Genomic DNA, 16,737 nt, shown 5'->3' with positions numbered 1-16,737 from the left:
CCGAGGAGAGGGGCTGGGCCGGCAGGGTGTCTTTGTTCTGATTTGCGATGATGTGCCCTGGTGGGTATATGAAAGCGGGTGTTCGGGACGGGATGCTGCAGGGGACCCCGGCCCGATTCCAGCGGGCCGGGGTCTGTGTGCTGCGCCGGGGCGGCGGTCCGGTCAGCGTCCGCCGAATCCTTCGTTCCCGCCGTGCTTGCCGAAGTGGTGGACGACCCGGAAGCTGCCCACCACTCCGTGCTTGACGAAGACGCCGCCCCTGACGTGGCGGGGGTGCACGCCGTCGCTGGAGCTGTGCGGTCCGACGGTGGCGATGGGGGCGCCGTTGTCGCAGGTGGCCCCGCGGAAGACCTCGACGGTCCGCCAGCTGTCGTTGCGGATGTTCAGGCTGCGGGAGCCCAGACCGCTCACGACGGTGATGCAGTCGCCCGGGACGGCCGAGTAGGAACGCTCGTTGATGTGGATCCGGCCTTCGAAGCCTCTTCCTTCGTTGTCCTTGCCTTCGAAGTTGCCGCCTTCGTTGTCCTTGCCTTCGAAGCCTCTTCCTTCGTTGTCCTTGCCTTCGAAGTCGCCGCCTTCGTTGTCCTTGCCTTCGAAGTCGCCGCCTTCGTTGCCCTTGCCTTCGTTGCCCTTGCCTCCGCTGTCCTTGCCTTCGTTGCCCTTGCCTTCGTTGCCCTTGCCTCCGCTGTCCTTGCCTTCGTTGCCCTTGCCTCCGCTGTCCTTGCCTTCGTTGCCCTTGCCTTCGTTGCCCTTGCCTTCGTTGTCCTTGCCTTCGTTGTCCTTGCCGGAGTCGCCGCCCGCGGGGGCCGAGTCGGGAGCTGCTGCCTTCTGCACCGCGGGGGCGGCCTGCGCCGGCTCGTAGGCGGACGCCGAGGCGTAGGTGATACCGGTGGCGGCCAGGGCCGCGACGGCCGCAGTAGCGACGGCGGAACGGGTCTTCATCACACGTTTCTCCTGTCTCGGGAAATCGACTGGCCAGCCGACTCTTGATGAACGTACTGACCGATTCACATATCTGTCATATCGAGACGTAAGGGAAAGTAGGCAGATTGACTCCAATCGGGTTACAGGGGGGTGCCTGTGTGCCGTGTCATGGCGTGCTGACGGATAAGCAGGTGGCTTTTCCTGTAGTGGTCTTGATGCCCCGATACGCCGTCTGGGGGACTTTTCCGGCGCCTGCTCACCAGCAGCCGCAGCATGTCGTCCGTTGCCCCATCGGGTGAAACCGGTATTCCCGTTGCGCTGCCAGGTGACGGGTGGGGTACTCGGGCGGGCGGGCCGGTGACGTGCTGCCGTTTGCAGGGTGAAGCTCCTGGAGAACGTCCCGGTGAAGGTGAAGACCTGACGTTGGCCCCAGATCCTCGTCACCGGGCACCTGCGGCCGGCCGGCGAGCCCACGCGAGCGCCCTGGAGGGCGCTGCCACGTTGCGGAGCGCATGAGAGTGCCTGACGGGGTGTCGGTTGCGGTGGGGCCGGGTTCCGGCTCCGCGCTCAGGCCGCGGCGAGCAGGGCGGTGGCGCCGGTGGCCTGGTCCCGGACGGCGAAGCGGGCGGTCACCCCGGTGCGGTGTTCGGGGACGGTCATCCGGTGACAGCGGGGCCTGAAATGCGGTGAGATGCCGCTGAACGCGGCCAGGAACCACTGTGCTCCGCCGACGGAGTGAAAGCCCTTCATGGCACGTTCGCGCTGCCTCGTCGGCTGGTGGCTGCTCGCGGCCCGGTTGTTCAGGCCCTGGTGCGAGCGGTACTCGACGGAAGGCATGACCTCGCGGTGGGCCTCGCCGTAGGAGCGCAGCTGGTCGGCGACGATCACCCGCGGCACCGAGCAGGCATTCCTGAGCAGCTTGCGGAAGGACCGCCGGGCCGCGGCGGTGTCCCTTCGGCCCTGGACCAGGATGTCGAGCACGGTGCCGTCGGCGTCGAGGCCCGCCACAGGTACGTCAGCTCACCGTTGGTCCTCACGAAGCCCTCGTCCAGGTGCCATGCGTCGCCCGGCCGCACACGCCGACGGCACAGGCCGTTGGCGCAGACCTGCCCGGACTTCGCACACCAGCGCCGGACCGTCTCGTGGGAGACGAGCACGCCGCGCTCGAACATCGGCTCCCCGGCCTCACGGAAGCCGGGCGGAAAGCGGAAGCACCGCCCCACGCAGTGGGAGATCACCTCGATCGGGTACCGGTGCCCCTGGTACGACGGCGACGCGGACGACACGAGCGATCCCCCTGACCGGCACGATCAACTCCAAGATCGTCCCAGGCCGGTCAGCCAACGTGACAACGCCCAGTGATGGCTTCGGGACGCCCGACGACGATGGCTACGTGGTGGAGTGGCGGGACCATCAGGTGTCCCGCGAGCATCTGGGCTACCCGGAGACCGCTCGGCGGTTGGAGATCCGCCTGTCGCGCTGTCACCCCACGAACCGTCCGGAAATCGGTGCCGAACTGACCGCAGCGCGTGAAGAGCGCGGAACGACCGTCTTCGACTGGTTGACCGGGATTTCCGAAGAGCGCGCCTCAGGCGTCCTGCGGCTTCAGTTACAGGGGACACCCCGCACGGCCACCACCACCGGCGGCCCTACAGACCCTCCGGACACTGCGGTGACTGAAACGCGCAGGCCAGGATGCCGATCACGGCAGCGGTGGATCGGTTACTTCTCGTCGAAGACGAGGTCCTCCGGTGTGTGGGTGAGCCGTACGGTATTGCCGTTGGTGACATCGACGACGGTGTCGAATCCTGTCCACTGCCCGGTGGAGAGGATGAACAGCCTGTCCTCCCGTTGCGCCAGGTAGGCGAGGAAGCCGGCCAGCGAGGGGTCGCCGTCGTTGAGCTGAAGGTAGTCCGCCAGCCGGCGGAACAGCTTTGGCAGCAGCACCGCGGTGTCGGTCAGGGTGGACATCCCCTCCACCTTCGCCCCGCTCTGGGTCTGGTCCTTGGGCCACAGGCCCAGGTCGCTCTGCCGGGCCTGCTGGGCGGCCGCGGTCATCTCCTCGCGCAGGTCGACGAAGAGCTTGCGGTAGAAGGTGGGGTAGGCCAGACCCACGGTGAGCTGGTGATGATTGGCCGTCAGTCGCAGATGCTCCGGGGTGACGTTGATGAACGTGCCGCTGCCGCCCGGGACGTCGGCGCCGCGGCCGGCGAGGGCCACGCAGCGTCCGTGGACGTCCACGCTGCGGGTGAGGACGTAGCCGGGCTGGGGGTCGTGGGTGCTGGTGACGATGCCGTTGGCGCTGCGCTGTACGCCACTGAAGCCCAGCCAGGTGACCAGTTCGTCGGCGGCCTTGCCGGCGAACGGGGCCGGCTGATGGAGCTCGGGGCCCCGGGGCGGGCGGTAGTGGGTCTCCAGGGTGTCGATGCCGTCGAGCCGGAGCTGTGCGCCGCCGCGGCGGTTGCGCCGCACCCGCCGCCCGCGCAGCAGGTCCCACTGGTCCGGGTCGTCGGGGTAGAAGCGGATGGAGTCCCCGTCGGGACCGGCTCCGGTGATCTGGTACGTGCCCTTGATCAGCAGCATCGGCATGGCGGCTCCCCTCGTGAACGCGTGGTGCCTTCACCGTGACTCGCCTCGGATCTGCCTGCATTTGCCATGGAGCCGGGTGCGTATGAAAATCACGCAACTGGTGGACGCTAGATCCGCAGAGCAGTAAGCGTCCAGGACGGCAGCACGCTTGAGACGTGCGTACTCGAGGGCGGCTCACCTCCGCTCGCGCGGAGAGGACCTCACCCAGACGCCCGACAAGAAGCGCCGACGCGGCTCACCTTCGGGGAGCAGGTTGGTGCGCAGGCACCAGATGAGCCTGTTCGGGGACCATTCCCGCGGGCGCGGGGAGTACCAGCAGCGGCACTGTCACGTTGGCTGGCGCGTGGGATGATCTTGGGCTTGGCCGTGCCGTCCCACCCTCTGGTCGACCAGGCCCTCCGGCAAGTCGCCCACCAGGCCGTAGCCGCCCCGAAGTGACGTGCTGCCGGTTCGGTGCCGCCGGGCGCAACCGGGTCCGGGACCAGGGGGTGACGTCGTCGGTGGACGGAAGCCCGGTATGGCCCTCCACCCGAGCGGTACGGCGGGCGGACTGCCCTCAACTCCCTTATTGCCCAAGGTCCTTGACAGTTCACAGTCGGGTAGGCCAGTCCCTGGCGAGCCCGGTGTGATCACACCGATGCACTGCCGTCGGCACGGGTAAGTGACCGGCCGGTCGGGCAAGCCGCGGGGCTGCATTTCACTGCCCCTCCGCGGCCTTTCATGTCACCCGCCATGAAATGGAGTTCGTCGTGCCCCACCACGTCACCGCACTGCGCGCTGCCGCGCTCGCCACAGTCCTCGCCCTCGCCCTGATCGGCTGCAGCGGAGAAAGCAAGGAACCGGTAGCCGGCGCCCAGAGTCCCGCTGCCGCGAAGACCAGGGAGACCCCGTCCGAGGCAGCCTCCGGCGGTGAACCGGCCACCGGCGAGAGCGCCACCGCCGAGTACGAGGAAGACCCGGGCACCGTCACCTACGACATCGTCGCCGAGAAGGTCGATCTGAGCACCGAGGCCGAGGCGCAGAAGGTGGTCGCCGACCCGGAGAAGGCCGAGGGCCTGGTGCTCGCGGTCACGCACGTGAAGTTCACGCACAAGGGCGGTCCGGTGCTTACGGATTCGCCCGAGGTGGGTGACGAGACCTCGGTGTGGGCCGACGGGCAGCGCGGCGCCGTCCTCATCGGTGCCGGGGAGGACGAGGCGGGTTGCGAGGACCCCTACGCCGTGGAGAGCTGAGAGCAGGGCGAGAGCCACGTCTTCTGCGAAACCTACATGGTCCCCGCCGACACCACGTCGGTTGAAGTCCACTGGGCGGAGGCAGGCAGCGAGCCCTACGTCTGGAAGTTCCCCGCCGCCTGACCCATATGGGCGGACCAGGAAGTGTTCGCGGCAGGTGCACCCCGGCGGACCACGCTTCCCTTTCCGCCAACCCCGGTTCCCGGTGGCGCAGTTGTGTTACCCCACCGGTCCAGTATGGCGTTGGCCGTTTCCGGCCATTTGCGTGGCGCAGGACACCTGCGGGGAAGGATTACCGACGGGAAGAGCCAGGGAAGTCATAGGGCACCCCACATGATCCCCCGGAAAGGGTTCACCGTGACGCTCGCTGCGCCTTCCCCCATCCCCATACCTCGGGCAGCAGGTTCGTTTCCCCTCCTCGGCCACTCCCCCCACCTCGCCCGCGACACACTCGCCTTCCTCGCCTCGCTGCGCGACACGGGCGAGCCACTGATCGAGATCACCCTCCAGCCCGGCACCCGCACCCTCGTGGTACAGGACCCGGCCCTGATCCAGGAGATGCTCACCACACTCGGCCCCAGCCTCGACAAGGGCCGCTTCTTCGAGAAGATGGGCCACCTACTCGGCGGCGACAGCGTGGTGACGGCCGCGGGCCGCGCCCACGTCCGCAAACGCCGCCAGCTCCAGCCCGCGTTCGCGCACACCGAGATCGCCCGCTACGTCGACATCATGCGCACCACCACCGCCGGCGCGACAGCCGCGTGGCAGCCCGGCCAGGAACTGGACGTCCGCGACGCGATGGTGCAGCTGTCCCTGGACATCCTCGCCAAGACCGTCTTCGGCGGAAGCATCGAGGACACCGCCTTCCGCGAACTGCGCCGCGACCTGTCGGTGGTGATGAACGGCGTCGGGGCCCGCGTCATGCTGCCCGACTGGGCCGAGCGGCTCCCCCTGCCGGTCAACCGCCGCTTCAACCGCGCCCGGGACGCGGTGCGCGCCCGGGTCAGTGCCGCCGTCGCTGACCTCCAGGCCTCCGGCCACGACTCCGGGGACATGCTCTCCATGCTGCTGCGGGCCCGTAACGCCGACACCGGCCGGCCGCTGAGCGGACACGAGATCAGCTCGGAGATCCTCACCCTGGCCGTGGCCGGCACCGAGACCACCGCCAGCGTGCTCTCCTGGATCCTGTACGAACTCGCCCGCAACCCCGAGGTCGAGGCCCACGTGCTGGCAGAGCTCGACACCGTCCTGGCGGGACGGCCGATCGCGTTCGAGGACCTGCCCCGGCTGGAGTATCTCGACCGCGTCGTCACCGAAGCGCTGCGCCTGCACCACACCGGCTACCTCGTCACCCGCCGCACCACCACCGCCACCCGGCTCGGTCGGTGGACGATCCCCGCAGGCACCGAACTGGCCTACTGCCAACACGCCCTGCACCGGGACCCCCGGCTCCACCCCGATCCGCTCCGCTTCGACCCCGACCGCTGGCTCGACGACGCCCAGCATCCCCCGACGGGCGCCTTCCTGCCGTTCGGTGCCGGCAAGCACCAGTGCATCGGCGACCGCTACGCACGCACCGAGTTGCTCACCGCGATCGCCACGATCGTACCGACGGTACGTCTCGAACTCACCGGGGATCAGGTTGTCAAACCGGTCGCACGGGCCACCGTACGGCCCGGGACCCTGCAGATGGCGGTGCGGCGCCGAAAGGCCGCTCCTCACCGGGACACGGCTTTCCCCGGGGCATGAACGGACAGGAGGCAACGTCGCTTTCCGGCCGCAGTCGCCAAAGAGCGTGTCCGGCCTCTCCAAGCCGGACAGGACGGCCTGCCAGGTATTCGAAGACGTAGTGGACCGTCTGCTTGCTGATGTACGCGCCGCAGGCGATCTCCGCGAAGAAGTACATCCGCGGTGCCCGGCGGCGTGCGGCCCGCTCCTTGAGCCGGGTGGCACGCAGGAATCTCAGGCGGGCGACGACGCGCGCTTGGGAAGCGGCGCGGGATGTGTCGCCGTCCGGTTCGGCTCCTCCGGGCAGGGCGGCGACACGGTCGGGTTCGATGCCGGGGAACGGCTAATACTGTCCGGAGCCAGCAGTGCGTCGAAGGCCTCGCGTGCTGTCTGCGGCAACTGGTCCTCCAGTTCGCGCAGGGCGGCAAGCGCGGCGTCGAGTTCCTCCCGGGAGGTGTGTGACGGGCCGTCATCAGGTGCGACCCGGTCGCCCGTCACCGCTTCCTGCTCGTCGGCATCGTTCACCTGGGCTCCCCATGGACGAGGGGGTCGGGCTCATGGCCGAGATCGTGCGGTGCTGAACAGCATGCCACGGAGATCGTTCACATTTCTTGACCTTCATACAGCTCGGCTCCAGCCTCGACCGGGACCTGCCGGCTGTTGACCGCGGCGACGGCAGCTGCTCGTTCCCGTTCCTTGTCTCTGCTGGTCAGAGGCACCTTCTTGAGTTGATGCGCCGGAAGCGGCCGGAACGATCCGGACTTCAGGTTTGCGCGCAGGACCGTCAGGAATCCCGGAGTCGAGGCGGCGTCGGCGGCTGTCAGGCCGTCCACGCCGGCGGTCCGGGCTCTCTGGTTGCCCGAGACCCGGTCGAACGCCACGAGCAGCGTCGCCGGGTCGTGCACGAAGTTGAACAGGTCGTCGAACCGGCGGCCGGGATCGGCCACCGCCCGACGGTGAAGCTTGGTCTGCATCTCCAGTACCCGGCCCGATGGCCCCAGCGGGGCCGGTCCGGCCGGAGCACTGCCGTTCGGCGGTGCGTCTTCTGGCATTGCAGTCTCCTTCCCTTCTGGTAGCTGCTGCCGCCCTTCACCCTGTTCCAGGCTTTCCCCGGCTCCGAGTACTACGGCGGCTCCGCCCCGTTCCGGACCGATCGGCCGACGCCGGGCCCAGCCTCCGAACCGCGCTGGCCGCACGGTGCGGTGGCAGATCCGGGACGGTTCCCGTGTTCACTGCTGACCGTTTGTCGCAGTAGGCGCCCGGCTCTGCCCCTGCGGTCTCGCCGTGGTTACGCCGCAGGCATTCACCACGGCCTCCCGGTTCTGCAACTGCAAACCTGCCCGGGAGTTCCCCCACCCCTCGGGAGCGGGTTGCGCACCGCATCCGGCCCAGATCCGCCAGGTTCGAGCCGGTGACTCATTTCGGGGCGCAGACGCCGGTTCCTCTCGTGCGCCTCTGCATCTCGCTCGCCGGACCCAACCCATCTGGCAGTGCTGGGCCGTCCCGGCTTTGTCGCGGCTGCTCCCGCCCTCCCCTGCACCTCCCGGGTCCAGGCTGCCGCCAGCTACGCTCGCCCCGCTGCGACGGGGTGAGCGGTGCAGGTCTTCCACCTCCACTCGGCCGAACAGCGCTTTCCACGGCGCACGAAGATTCCAAGTCCAGTGAGACGGTCGTGACGCTATGAGGTCTGTGGTGCGGGTTCGCGGCGTTTGGCCGGGTCGTTGATCCACGCCTGCTGGGGTATCTCGGGTGGCCGGCGACTTCTTCGGCCTCGCCGGGCTGGTCCGCTGATCGACCAGCTCCTCCAGGGCCCCGGCATCCCGCGCGGCCCGCCATTCCTTGACGTGCGAGTGGTACAGGCGCTCACGGCGCAGGACCGCACCCTTCTCGTTCTTCGGCGCGGCGTCGTACTCGGCCACGATGCGCAGCTTGTACTCGGGACTGAACGTGCGGCGCTTCGGCCGGGGAGCCGGGTCGGATCCGGCGGGCTTGGTGCTGGTCATGAGGGGTGGTTCTCCTGCCGTGCCCTCTCGGGCCAACCCGACGAAGCGGGATGTCTCACCCAAGGCTGACAGAGAGGGCCTGTGGGGGCGTCCAGCTGGGGCGGATGCCCCCTCACCACAGCAGTCTGCCCCAACCTGGCGAACCGCCCAGGTCAGGACAGTAGATAGCAGTTTCTGGCCGGCCGCGGACACGGCGATGAGTTTTCCCGGCCCGGAGAGTCTCACCACTGTCGTCGACAACACAGGAGGAACAGGTGGCTCAGCTACTGAGAGTCCAGAACTTCAGCGTCTCGAGTGACGGTATCGGTGCCGGTGAGGACCAGAGTCTCGAGCGGCCGTTCGGCCACGTCGATCCCGGGAGGATGTTCGCATGGGCCGGCGCCACGGCGAGTTGGCCCGGGCGCACCGACCCCGGGGGGAGCCGGGGCCTCGACGACTACTTCACCCGGGACTTCACCCACAACATCGGCGCCGAGATCATGGGCCGCAACAAGTTCGGGCCCCAGCGCGGGCCCTGGCAGGATCACGAGTGGCAGGGCTGGTGGGGTGACGAGCCCCCGTTCCGCACTCCGGTGTTCGTCATGACCCACCACAAACGTCCGTCGTTCACGCTCTCCGACACCACGTTCCACTTCGTCGACGGCTACCCGGCCACGGTCCTCGAACAGGCGCGGGAGGCGGCGCAGGGCAAGGACGTCCGACTCGGCGGCGGGGTTACCACCATCCGGCAGTTCCTCGACGCCGACCTCGTCGACACCCTGCACGTGGCGGTCTCGCCGGTGAAGCTCGGATCCGGACTACGGCTCTGGGAGTCCCCCGAGGAGCTGCTCGACCGGTTCCATCTCGAGGTCGTGCCCAGCCCGAGCGGCGTGACGCACCACCTGTTCTGGCGAAAGTGACACGAGGGCCTGCTCGGGGATGTCAGCACGGCCGATGCGTGCGTTCCAGTAAATGATCGCGTAGTTGCGGGCGAGTTACCGATGCCGGCTGCGGTCCTCGTCCACAACTTTTGAACAGCCCTATGGGCAGCGGGCCTGCTCGGCCGCTGTGCGGTTCGAGGACAGCGCCCAGCCGAACAGGTCCGGATACGGACCGTCGCGGATCACGGTCTCCCACAGCCGCTGGAGCGGTGTGTCATCGAGCGTTCTGGCTGCCGTGTTCGGCCTCGGTGGCCTGGAAACGGTAGGAGTCGGTGCCGGTCTGGATCAGCGTGCAGCGGAAGGTGAGCCGGTCGGCGGCAGCCGCTTGGCGTGCAGGGAGAGCACCTTCGCGCCGTCATCGGCGGTGTCCTCACCACCCTTGTTGCCGTCGTCCTGGTCGAGCGGGTCGTCGGCCGGGCCGTCCTCCGACCCGGCCTCTGCGTTCTCCAGGGCCTTGCGGGCCTCGATGGCCACCAGGTCGGTGCTGACCGCGCCGACCTTCAGCACCGTGGTCGTCCCGGCGATGAGCGCCTCGGCGGGCGGAGTCCGGTGCAGCAACAACACCTCGATCAGCATCCAGGTGCCCTCGCCGTTGCCACACCTGGTCTTCGCCGCGGCTCAGAGCGCCTCGCGCGTCTTGCTGAAGACCCCTTCCGCGCGGGCCTGCGCCAGCGCGGCCGCCCTGGCGAACACACCGGGCTTGACCAGCAGGATCTTCAGGTAGTGGTCGAGGAAGCCGTGATAGGAGCAGCGGCGGGTCGGCCGCGGATGGCGGGCGACGACCTTCCTCCCGTCGAAGATCCACACCTCGTTGGCCCTCAGCTTCACCCGCACCTTGGCGCCGATGAACCGGGCGGACACCGAGTAGTAGCACTGGCGGACGGTGACCCGGCCGTTGCGGTGCACCACCGGCGTCAGGTCGATCCCGGTGTCGTACTCGTCCGCCGGCAACGGATGCAGCAGCGGCCGTTCCTGCTCGAAGTCGAAGCCGCCCGAGGTGGGGTGGCCATGGATGTGGCGGGCGTCCTCCTCTGCGTCGACCGCCGCCAGGCGCTCGTTCAGCTCCGCCAGAAACTCCACCTCCGGTGGCGGGGTGCGGATCGGCACGGGGGTCTGTTGTCGTCGGTCGGGATCCGGGATGCTCTTGTGGCATGAGTAGACCCGTGAGACGCACCATCCGTATGCGCCACTGGATCTGGCCCGTCGTCGCCGCCGTGGTCGCGGCGACGTTCAGCTGGAGCTCGCCCGCGGGGGCGGACGGTGACCGGACCGGGCTGCCGGAGGCCATCGACACGATCCTCGGCGACGCCCGCATGGACGGCGGCGCCGCGAGCGTCGTCGTCGCCGACACGAAGACCGGCGCGGTCCTTTATCAGCATCTGCCGAGCGGGCGGCTCATGCCCGCCTCCAACACCAAGTTGCTCACCTCGGCCGCGGCCATGGCGCTGCTCGGCCCCGACCACCGCTTCACCACCGACGTCCTGTCGACCGGTGCCCGGCACGGCTCCGTGCTCGACGGCGACCTGTATCTGCGCGGCACCGGCGATCCGACCCTGCTCGCCGAGGACTACGACCAGCTCGCCGCCGCGCTCGCCGACTCGGGGGTGCGGCGCGTCACCGGGCGCCTGGTCGCCGACGACACCCGCTTCGACGACCAACGGCTCGGCCGTTCCTGGGCCTCCGACGACGAATCCTCGTACTACTCGGCGCAGACCTCCGCGCTGAGCATCGCCCCCGACACCGACTACGACACCGGCACGGTCATCGTGCATGCGGCGCCGGGGGCCAAGCCCGGCGACCGGCCGCGCACCACCGTCACCCCGGCCAACCACTACGTCCACCTCGACGTGCGCGCGACCACCGTCGACCGGGGCGGCCCGAGTGACCTCACCGTCGAGCGGCAGCACGGCGCCAACACCATCACCGTCAGCGGCACCCTGCCTGTGGGCGGCGCCACCGTCAAGGAGTGGGTCAGCGTCTGGGAACCCACCGGCTACGCCGCGGACGTCTTCCGCGACGCGCTGGCCGCGCACGGCGTGCGCGTCACCGGGGCGACCCGGCTCGGCGAGGCGACTCCGAAGGGCGCGCGCAGGCTCGCCACGCACGAGTCCATGCCCCTCAAGGAACTGCTGATCCCGTTCATGAAGCTGTCCAACAACATGCACGCCGAGGCGCTGACCAAGGCGATCGGATACGAGACCTCCGGGCGCGGCACCTGGAATGCCGGCCTCGCCGGCATCAGCGGCTACCTGGAGCGCGTCGGCGTCGACCCGGGCAAGCTGCGCCAGGTCGACGGTTCCGGGCTGTCCCGGATGGACAGCGTCCCCGCGGACCAGCTCGCCAAGCTGCTCCTGTCGGTGCGCACCGAGCCCTGGTACGCCGACTGGTACCGGGCCCTCCCGGTGGCCTGTGACCCGAACCGCTTCGTCGGCGGTACGTTGCGCTCGCGTCTGTGCGGCACGCCGGCCGCGCTCAACGCGCGTGGTAAGACGGGGTCGTTGACGGGCGCGTCGGCCCTGTCGGGATACGTCACCGACGCAGGCGGACGCGAACTCGTCTACAGCGTCGTCCTCAACAACTATCTCGCCGGCTCGGTCAAGAGCATCGAGGACGCCATCGTGGTCACCCTCGCCTCGTCCGACGAGAACCGGGCGGTGACAGTGCGGCCGAAGGCCGTCCGGAGCACGGAGAGCAACGGGGATCTGGAGTGCTCGTGGCGCAAGCCGGCTCAGTGCTGAGGCACCCCTGGGCGCTCGCGCGGGCCGCCGGGCAGTCCGCGCCGAGCAGGGCCAGGGCTCAGCGCGCGCCGCGCCGGGTCGCGTAGAGCGGCAGTGCACAGGCGGCAGCGGTGACCGGGGCGAGGCACCCGGTGGCAGGGCCCGCGTGCTCCACCAGCCAGCCGCCGCCCGCCACGCCGCAGGCGATGCCCCCGAGGAGGCCGGTCACGGCGAGGGGCATGCCCCCGTTCAACCGCCCCTCGGGGGCTCGGCGCTGCACCAGCGTCACCCCGACGACGAGCGCATCCCCTGCAAAGCCCACAGAGGGGCAGCGACTTCCCGCGTCGCTGTAGCGACCCCGAGTCGGTAGCTGTTGGACATCCTTGCTGGACACCAGCGGCCGGCTCCGGCTCGGCGTGTCGATCTCAAGGCGCCACTGCCCAAGAACCGATCGGTTCTTGGGCAGTGCCAGAGCACAGCCATGGTGGGCGGGTTACGTGGTCCGCGCGCTGCCGACTGTCCCGTCTCGCGAGACCTTGCCTCCGTCTCACCTGACGGGGTCCGGTTCACACGTCAAGGACAAGGTCAGGTGAGACAGTCCAGGTCAGCGTGCCGCCGCCCGCCGATCGTCGGCGGTGGAAACGCACCTCGCCGACAACATCAAGTGAGACGACGGCTCATCGGCGTCTCACACGACTTTGTCTCTCCGCAGGTCAGGGCGGAGGACAGGCTGGTTGCGGAGGGGGGAAGGTCCCGCGGCCAACTGCGATGGTGATGGGGCGGCCCGATTCGGGCCGCCCCATCACGTTCGGCGATCGTGTCAGCGGTGCCCGTGCCCGTGCCCGTGCCCATGGCCGTGCCCGTGCCCATGGCCGTGCCCGTGCCCATGGCCGTGCCCGTGCCCATGGCCGTGCCCGTGCCCATGGCCGTGCCCGTGCCCATGGCCGTGCCCGTGCCCATGGCCGTGGCCGTGGCCATGGCCATGGCGACGGTCCCTGTCCCTCCCATGCCCGTGGTGGCGGTCCCTGTCCTTCCCGTGTCCGTGGTGGTATCGGGGCCCGTCCTCGCCCCGGTCCCCACGATGGTGGTCATTCGAGGCGTACGTACCGGTCGCCCCCGGCGCGGCGGCGCCGGCGGCGGCAGCAGCTCCAGCACCACCCAGCACCACGGCGACTGCCACGCCGAGCGCGGCAGCAAAGCGGGAAACACGCATAGCGATCTCCTGTCACAGCAGGCGCCCGGGCGCCTGGACCGATTGGACACGGCAACAGTTGCCCCAAACGGGCACCGGAAGCCGCGGGCGCGCCCACAAAGACCCTCAATAAGGTGGAATTTCCAGGTCCGCGGAACCAAGGCATGTGGGCAATCCGGGGACACCCTTCTGCGCGACCACTACGACCAAGGACCGGTGTCAGGCCAGGATCGTGGCGGGCGCAACCGTGAAGACCCAGCCCGGCGTATGCCATCGACCCCGCCGGAGCTGGGCCGCTCGCCGTACTGCCGCCGTCCCGCACGGGCGAGCATGAGCAGACCGCACCGTCCGCCGTGGTCGAGGGAGCAGCTGCTGCCGCGAGGTGGCCGGGCCCGTCGTGGGCGCTCCGCTCAGCGCGGCGCCGTCGCGCCGACCGCCCGCCGGACCTGGCATGAAGGAGCACCAGGAGCACGTGCTCACCGTCTGGGAATAGGGACGGGGTCGTAGGGGCGGAGCCGAACGGCGGCGAGCCCACAGGGGCAACATCACGCTGAGCTACATGTCACTTGGTTCCCTGTACGTTGACGGCACCCTCGTTCGACGCGCGCCCGGAAGGCGCACATGGGGAGAATGAAGCAAGGATCCGCGGCGGGGCACTACCTGAGCCGGGGAGCGGTGGTGGCCCCCTCTCGAAGGTGATGACGATGCCGGCGTGGCGATTTCGGGACTTCCACGACGATGATCTGGACCGCGCCATCCAGATCTGGGACCAGAACCAGCAGGTGGACGAGGCTCCCGCCGTTTTCCCGGTATCGGAGGTCGTGGCCGCAGCCAGGGCCGCAGGACCGGCCGTGGTGGCGGTCGTCGGCGACGAGCTGGTGGGCGTCGGCGTGGCGCAGGTCTCCGGTGAGAGGGGCTGGATCATCCTGGTGGCCCTGGCCGGGACGGGGCGCAGCCGCGGCATCGGAAGCTTCTTGATCGCCGAGCTTGAGCGGCGCTTGCGGTCCCAGGGAGTCCGCCGGATCGGCGCGCTCCTGGCCCCGGGGGCGACGGGAGCCGTTGCCTTGGAAAATTCAGGCTACCGGTCCCGGACCGGGTTCGTCTTCTACGAGAAGGTCGAGCAGCTCGGTGCGAGCGACGCCGACCTCCTGGCGGAGCTGGGGGGAAGGATGCTTCCCGGGGATCTGTGGGACAGCCTTGCGGGAATGGAAGAGGTGAAGGAAGCCATCGAGCGGCGGATCGTGCTGCCGCTGGCCCGGCCCGCGCTGGCCGAGCAGTATGGAGTGAGGCCGCCGAAGGCGGTCATCCTCTTCGGGCCGCCGGGCACCGGCAAGACCAGCTTCGCCCGAGCGGTTGCCTCGCGGTTGGGGTGGCCCTTCGTGGAACTCTTCCCGTCCCGGCTTGCGTCGTTCCGGGAGGGAGGACTGGCGGCCTCGCTGCGGGATGTGTTCACCGAGCTGGCCGAGCTGGAGACGGTGGTTCTCTTCATCGACGAGGTCGAGGAGATCGCTTCTGCCCGGTCCGGTACGGCTGTCGACCCCAGTCATGGAGTCACCAACGAACTGCTCAAGCTGATCCCCGGCTTCCGCGACCACGACGACCGCCTCTTGATCTGCGCCACGAACTCCGTCCGCTTCCTCGACCCTGCGTTCCTTCGGCCCGGCCGCTTCGACTACGTCATCCCGGTCGGCCCGCCCGATCCGCAGGCCCGTTCGGCGGTCTGGCGACGCTACCTCGGGGCCGCCGCCGCCCACGTCGATCTCCGCCGTCTGGTGGAGGCAAGCGCAATGTTCACACCGGCCGATATCGAGTTCGCTGCTCGCAAGGGCGCCCAAACCGCCTTCGAACGCGAAGTCACCCAGGGGAAAGGCGCACCGGCCGGCACGGAGGACTACCTGCAGGCCATCGCACAGACCCGTCCCACACTCACCGACCAGGCACTGACGGACTTCGCCGAGGACACCGAGGAGTACGTACGCATGTGACTCTGCGCGTCATCCCGCGAGTTCGCCGTGGTCCTCGGTTCCTCGGCATGGGGCCTGACCAGGCACCTCGTCACCTTCGGCCTGTGCGTCTGTGCGTCTGTGCGTCTGTGCAGGACTCATGACGGTACTTCAGGAATCCCGAGGGGCCGTCATGATCTATGCGGATCCCTCGCTTCCGCCTGCCGGGCTGACCTGCAGCAACGGGAGATGAAAGCCAGGACGAACCCGCAGGATGTCGCATAACACACGCCGCTCGCGGCGGAACTTCTTCAACCACTCCGTCACCCGCTACCGCGACCTCTCGGGGCACGTCCAAGGAGTGCGTCGCGGCGGGTCATCCGGGCACGAGCACGGCGGCGCCGCTGACCCGGTCGGCGGCCAGGTCCCTCAGAGCCTGGTCGGCGCGGCTCAACGGATACGGGCTGACGGTGACCCGCACACCGATCCGCGCGGCCGTGTCCAGGAAGTCGCGGCCGTCCTGCCGGGTGTTGGAGGTGACGCTGCGCAGATTCCGCTCTTCGAAGAGGTGACGACGGTAATTGAGCACGGGGATGTCGGTGAGATGGATGCCCGCCACGGCGAGCGTTCCCGAACGGTCCAGTGCCTCCAGTGCCACGGGCACCAGATCCCCTACCGGTGCGAACAGGATCGCCGAATCCAGTGGTTCGGGCGGGCGGTCGTAGGCGCCGCCCACGGAGGAGGCACCCAGGTCGAGGGCGAGTTCACGGGCCCGTGCCGAACGGGTCAGCACGTGCACGGTTGCTCCTTCGGCCAGGGCGACCTGCGCCGCCAGGTGGGCCGAGGCCCCGAAGCCGTAGATCCCGAGCCGGCCGTTGGGTGGCAGGGCGCTGCGGCGCAGAGCCCTGTAGCCGATGATCCCGGCACACAGCAGCGGTGCCAGCAGCACGGCGTCCTGGTCGTCCGGGAGCGCGTAGGCGTAGTCCGCCGGAACGAGGGTGACATCGGCGAAACCGCCGTCCGCGTCCCAGCCGGTGTAGAGGGAGGCCGGGCAGAGGTTCTCGCGACCGGCCCGGCAGTAGCGGCATCGGCCGCAGGCGCTGCGCAGCCACGCCCCACCGGCTCGGTCGCCGACCCGGAACCCCGTGACGGACTCGCCGACGGCGGCCACGCGGCCGACGATCTCATGACCGGGAACGGTCGATGCCCGGTGCGGGCGCAGGTCGCCTTCGGCAAGGTGCAGGTCCGTGCGGCAGACGCCGCACGCCTCGACCCTCAGCAACAGCTCACCAGGCCCCGGCGAGGGCACGGTACGCCGCACGGACACCAGTGGGCCGTCCGCGATCGGACCAGGACTCTCGACAGCCCACCCGGTCAGCATGTTCGAAGCCGACGCGCGCACCATGTTCCCAGCCTGGCGCCGGTCGGCAGGTCCGGCAAACGCTCGCCGCAGAACGGCAGGCCGCAACCGCACGCCGCTTGGTGCGGC

At 69.3% G+C, this 16,737-nt stretch carries 14 protein-coding genes and 1 pseudogene; 5 read left to right on the top strand and 10 right to left on the bottom strand.

Annotated elements, in window-relative coordinates; translation table 11 throughout:
- Positions 1 to 162: 162 nt before the first annotated feature.
- The 3 genes and pseudogenes from AC6F7H_RS31020 to AC6F7H_RS31010 all read right to left on the bottom strand — a co-directional run bounded on the left by AC6F7H_RS31020 (position 163) and on the right by AC6F7H_RS31010 (position 3,513).
- On the bottom strand, positions 163 to 942 hold the full coding sequence (locus tag AC6F7H_RS31020) for a hypothetical protein (protein WP_500760948.1): 780 nt from the start codon (positions 940 to 942) through the stop codon (positions 163 to 165).
- 549 nt (positions 943 to 1,491) lie between these two features.
- Positions 1,492 to 2,210: pseudogene (locus tag AC6F7H_RS31015) on the bottom strand (IS6 family transposase).
- A gap of 436 nt (positions 2,211 to 2,646) precedes the next feature.
- A complete protein-coding gene (locus AC6F7H_RS31010) occupies positions 2,647 to 3,513 on the bottom strand; it encodes a nuclease (protein ID WP_500760945.1) in 867 nt (288 codons plus the stop codon).
- A 749-nt stretch (positions 3,514 to 4,262) separates the two neighbouring features.
- Between AC6F7H_RS31010 and AC6F7H_RS31005 the strand changes: the two genes are divergently transcribed.
- Positions 4,263 to 4,745, top strand: coding sequence for a hypothetical protein (locus AC6F7H_RS31005; RefSeq protein WP_500760943.1), 483 nt, complete (start codon positions 4,263 to 4,265; stop codon positions 4,743 to 4,745).
- A gap of 357 nt (positions 4,746 to 5,102) precedes the next feature.
- The gene (locus AC6F7H_RS31000; protein WP_500760941.1) at positions 5,103 to 6,494 is read left to right on the top strand and encodes a cytochrome P450; all 1,392 of its coding nucleotides are present in this window, start codon (positions 5,103 to 5,105) and stop codon (positions 6,492 to 6,494) included.
- 213 nt (positions 6,495 to 6,707) lie between these two features.
- Here the strand turns inward: AC6F7H_RS31000 and AC6F7H_RS30995 are convergent, their stop codons facing one another.
- Together AC6F7H_RS30995 and AC6F7H_RS30990 are read right to left on the bottom strand one after the other, a co-directional pair.
- Complete coding sequence (locus AC6F7H_RS30995; protein WP_500760939.1) at positions 6,708 to 6,998, bottom strand: hypothetical protein; 291 nt, start codon at positions 6,996 to 6,998, stop codon at positions 6,708 to 6,710.
- A 77-nt stretch (positions 6,999 to 7,075) separates the two neighbouring features.
- A complete protein-coding gene (locus tag AC6F7H_RS30990; protein WP_500760936.1) occupies positions 7,076 to 7,420 on the bottom strand; it encodes a hypothetical protein in 345 nt (114 codons plus the stop codon).
- Positions 7,421 to 8,730: 1,310 nt separating this feature from the next.
- Here AC6F7H_RS30990 and AC6F7H_RS30985 point away from each other — a divergent pair.
- Positions 8,731 to 9,375 carry a dihydrofolate reductase family protein gene (locus AC6F7H_RS30985; RefSeq protein WP_500760934.1) on the top strand — a complete coding sequence of 215 codons (645 nt, stop codon included), beginning with the start codon at positions 8,731 to 8,733 and terminating at the stop codon, positions 9,373 to 9,375.
- 306 nt (positions 9,376 to 9,681) lie between these two features.
- Here the strand turns inward: AC6F7H_RS30985 and AC6F7H_RS30980 are convergent, their stop codons facing one another.
- Positions 9,682 to 9,972, bottom strand: coding sequence for a hypothetical protein (locus AC6F7H_RS30980; protein WP_500760932.1), 291 nt, complete (start codon positions 9,970 to 9,972; stop codon positions 9,682 to 9,684).
- Between the two features lie 42 nt (positions 9,973 to 10,014).
- Positions 10,015 to 10,503, bottom strand: coding sequence for a Mu transposase domain-containing protein (locus AC6F7H_RS30975; RefSeq protein ID WP_500760930.1), 489 nt, complete (start codon positions 10,501 to 10,503; stop codon positions 10,015 to 10,017).
- 44 nt (positions 10,504 to 10,547) lie between these two features.
- Here AC6F7H_RS30975 and dacB point away from each other — a divergent pair, with 44 nt between their 5' ends.
- Positions 10,548 to 12,134, top strand: coding sequence for a D-alanyl-D-alanine carboxypeptidase/D-alanyl-D-alanine endopeptidase (gene dacB, locus AC6F7H_RS30970; RefSeq protein WP_500760928.1), 1,587 nt, complete (start codon positions 10,548 to 10,550; stop codon positions 12,132 to 12,134).
- Between the two features lie 58 nt (positions 12,135 to 12,192).
- Here dacB and AC6F7H_RS30965 read toward each other — a convergent pair whose 3' ends face one another.
- Positions 12,193 to 12,393: a hypothetical protein gene (locus AC6F7H_RS30965; RefSeq protein WP_500760925.1), complete on the bottom strand. Its 201-nt coding sequence runs from the start codon at positions 12,391 to 12,393 to the stop codon at positions 12,193 to 12,195.
- A gap of 380 nt (positions 12,394 to 12,773) precedes the next feature.
- A complete protein-coding gene (locus AC6F7H_RS30960; RefSeq protein WP_500760923.1) occupies positions 12,774 to 13,121 on the bottom strand; it encodes a hypothetical protein in 348 nt (115 codons plus the stop codon).
- 882 nt (positions 13,122 to 14,003) lie between these two features.
- Between AC6F7H_RS30960 and AC6F7H_RS30955 the strand changes: the two genes are divergently transcribed.
- Positions 14,004 to 15,290, top strand: coding sequence for an ATP-binding protein (locus AC6F7H_RS30955; RefSeq protein ID WP_500760920.1), 1,287 nt, complete (start codon positions 14,004 to 14,006; stop codon positions 15,288 to 15,290).
- Between the two features lie 334 nt (positions 15,291 to 15,624).
- On the opposite strand, the gene AC6F7H_RS30950 is transcribed toward AC6F7H_RS30955, so the two are convergent.
- Positions 15,625 to 16,626, bottom strand: a complete 1,002-nt coding sequence (locus AC6F7H_RS30950) for a zinc-binding alcohol dehydrogenase family protein (RefSeq protein ID WP_500762159.1) — start codon at positions 16,624 to 16,626, stop codon at positions 15,625 to 15,627.
- Between the last annotated feature and the right edge of the window lie 111 nt (positions 16,627 to 16,737).

Source organism: Streptomyces sp. MMS24-W38 (genome assembly GCF_059889265.1).
Note: the sequence above shows the minus strand (reverse complement) of the source record. Positions and strands in the feature narration are given on the sequence as shown.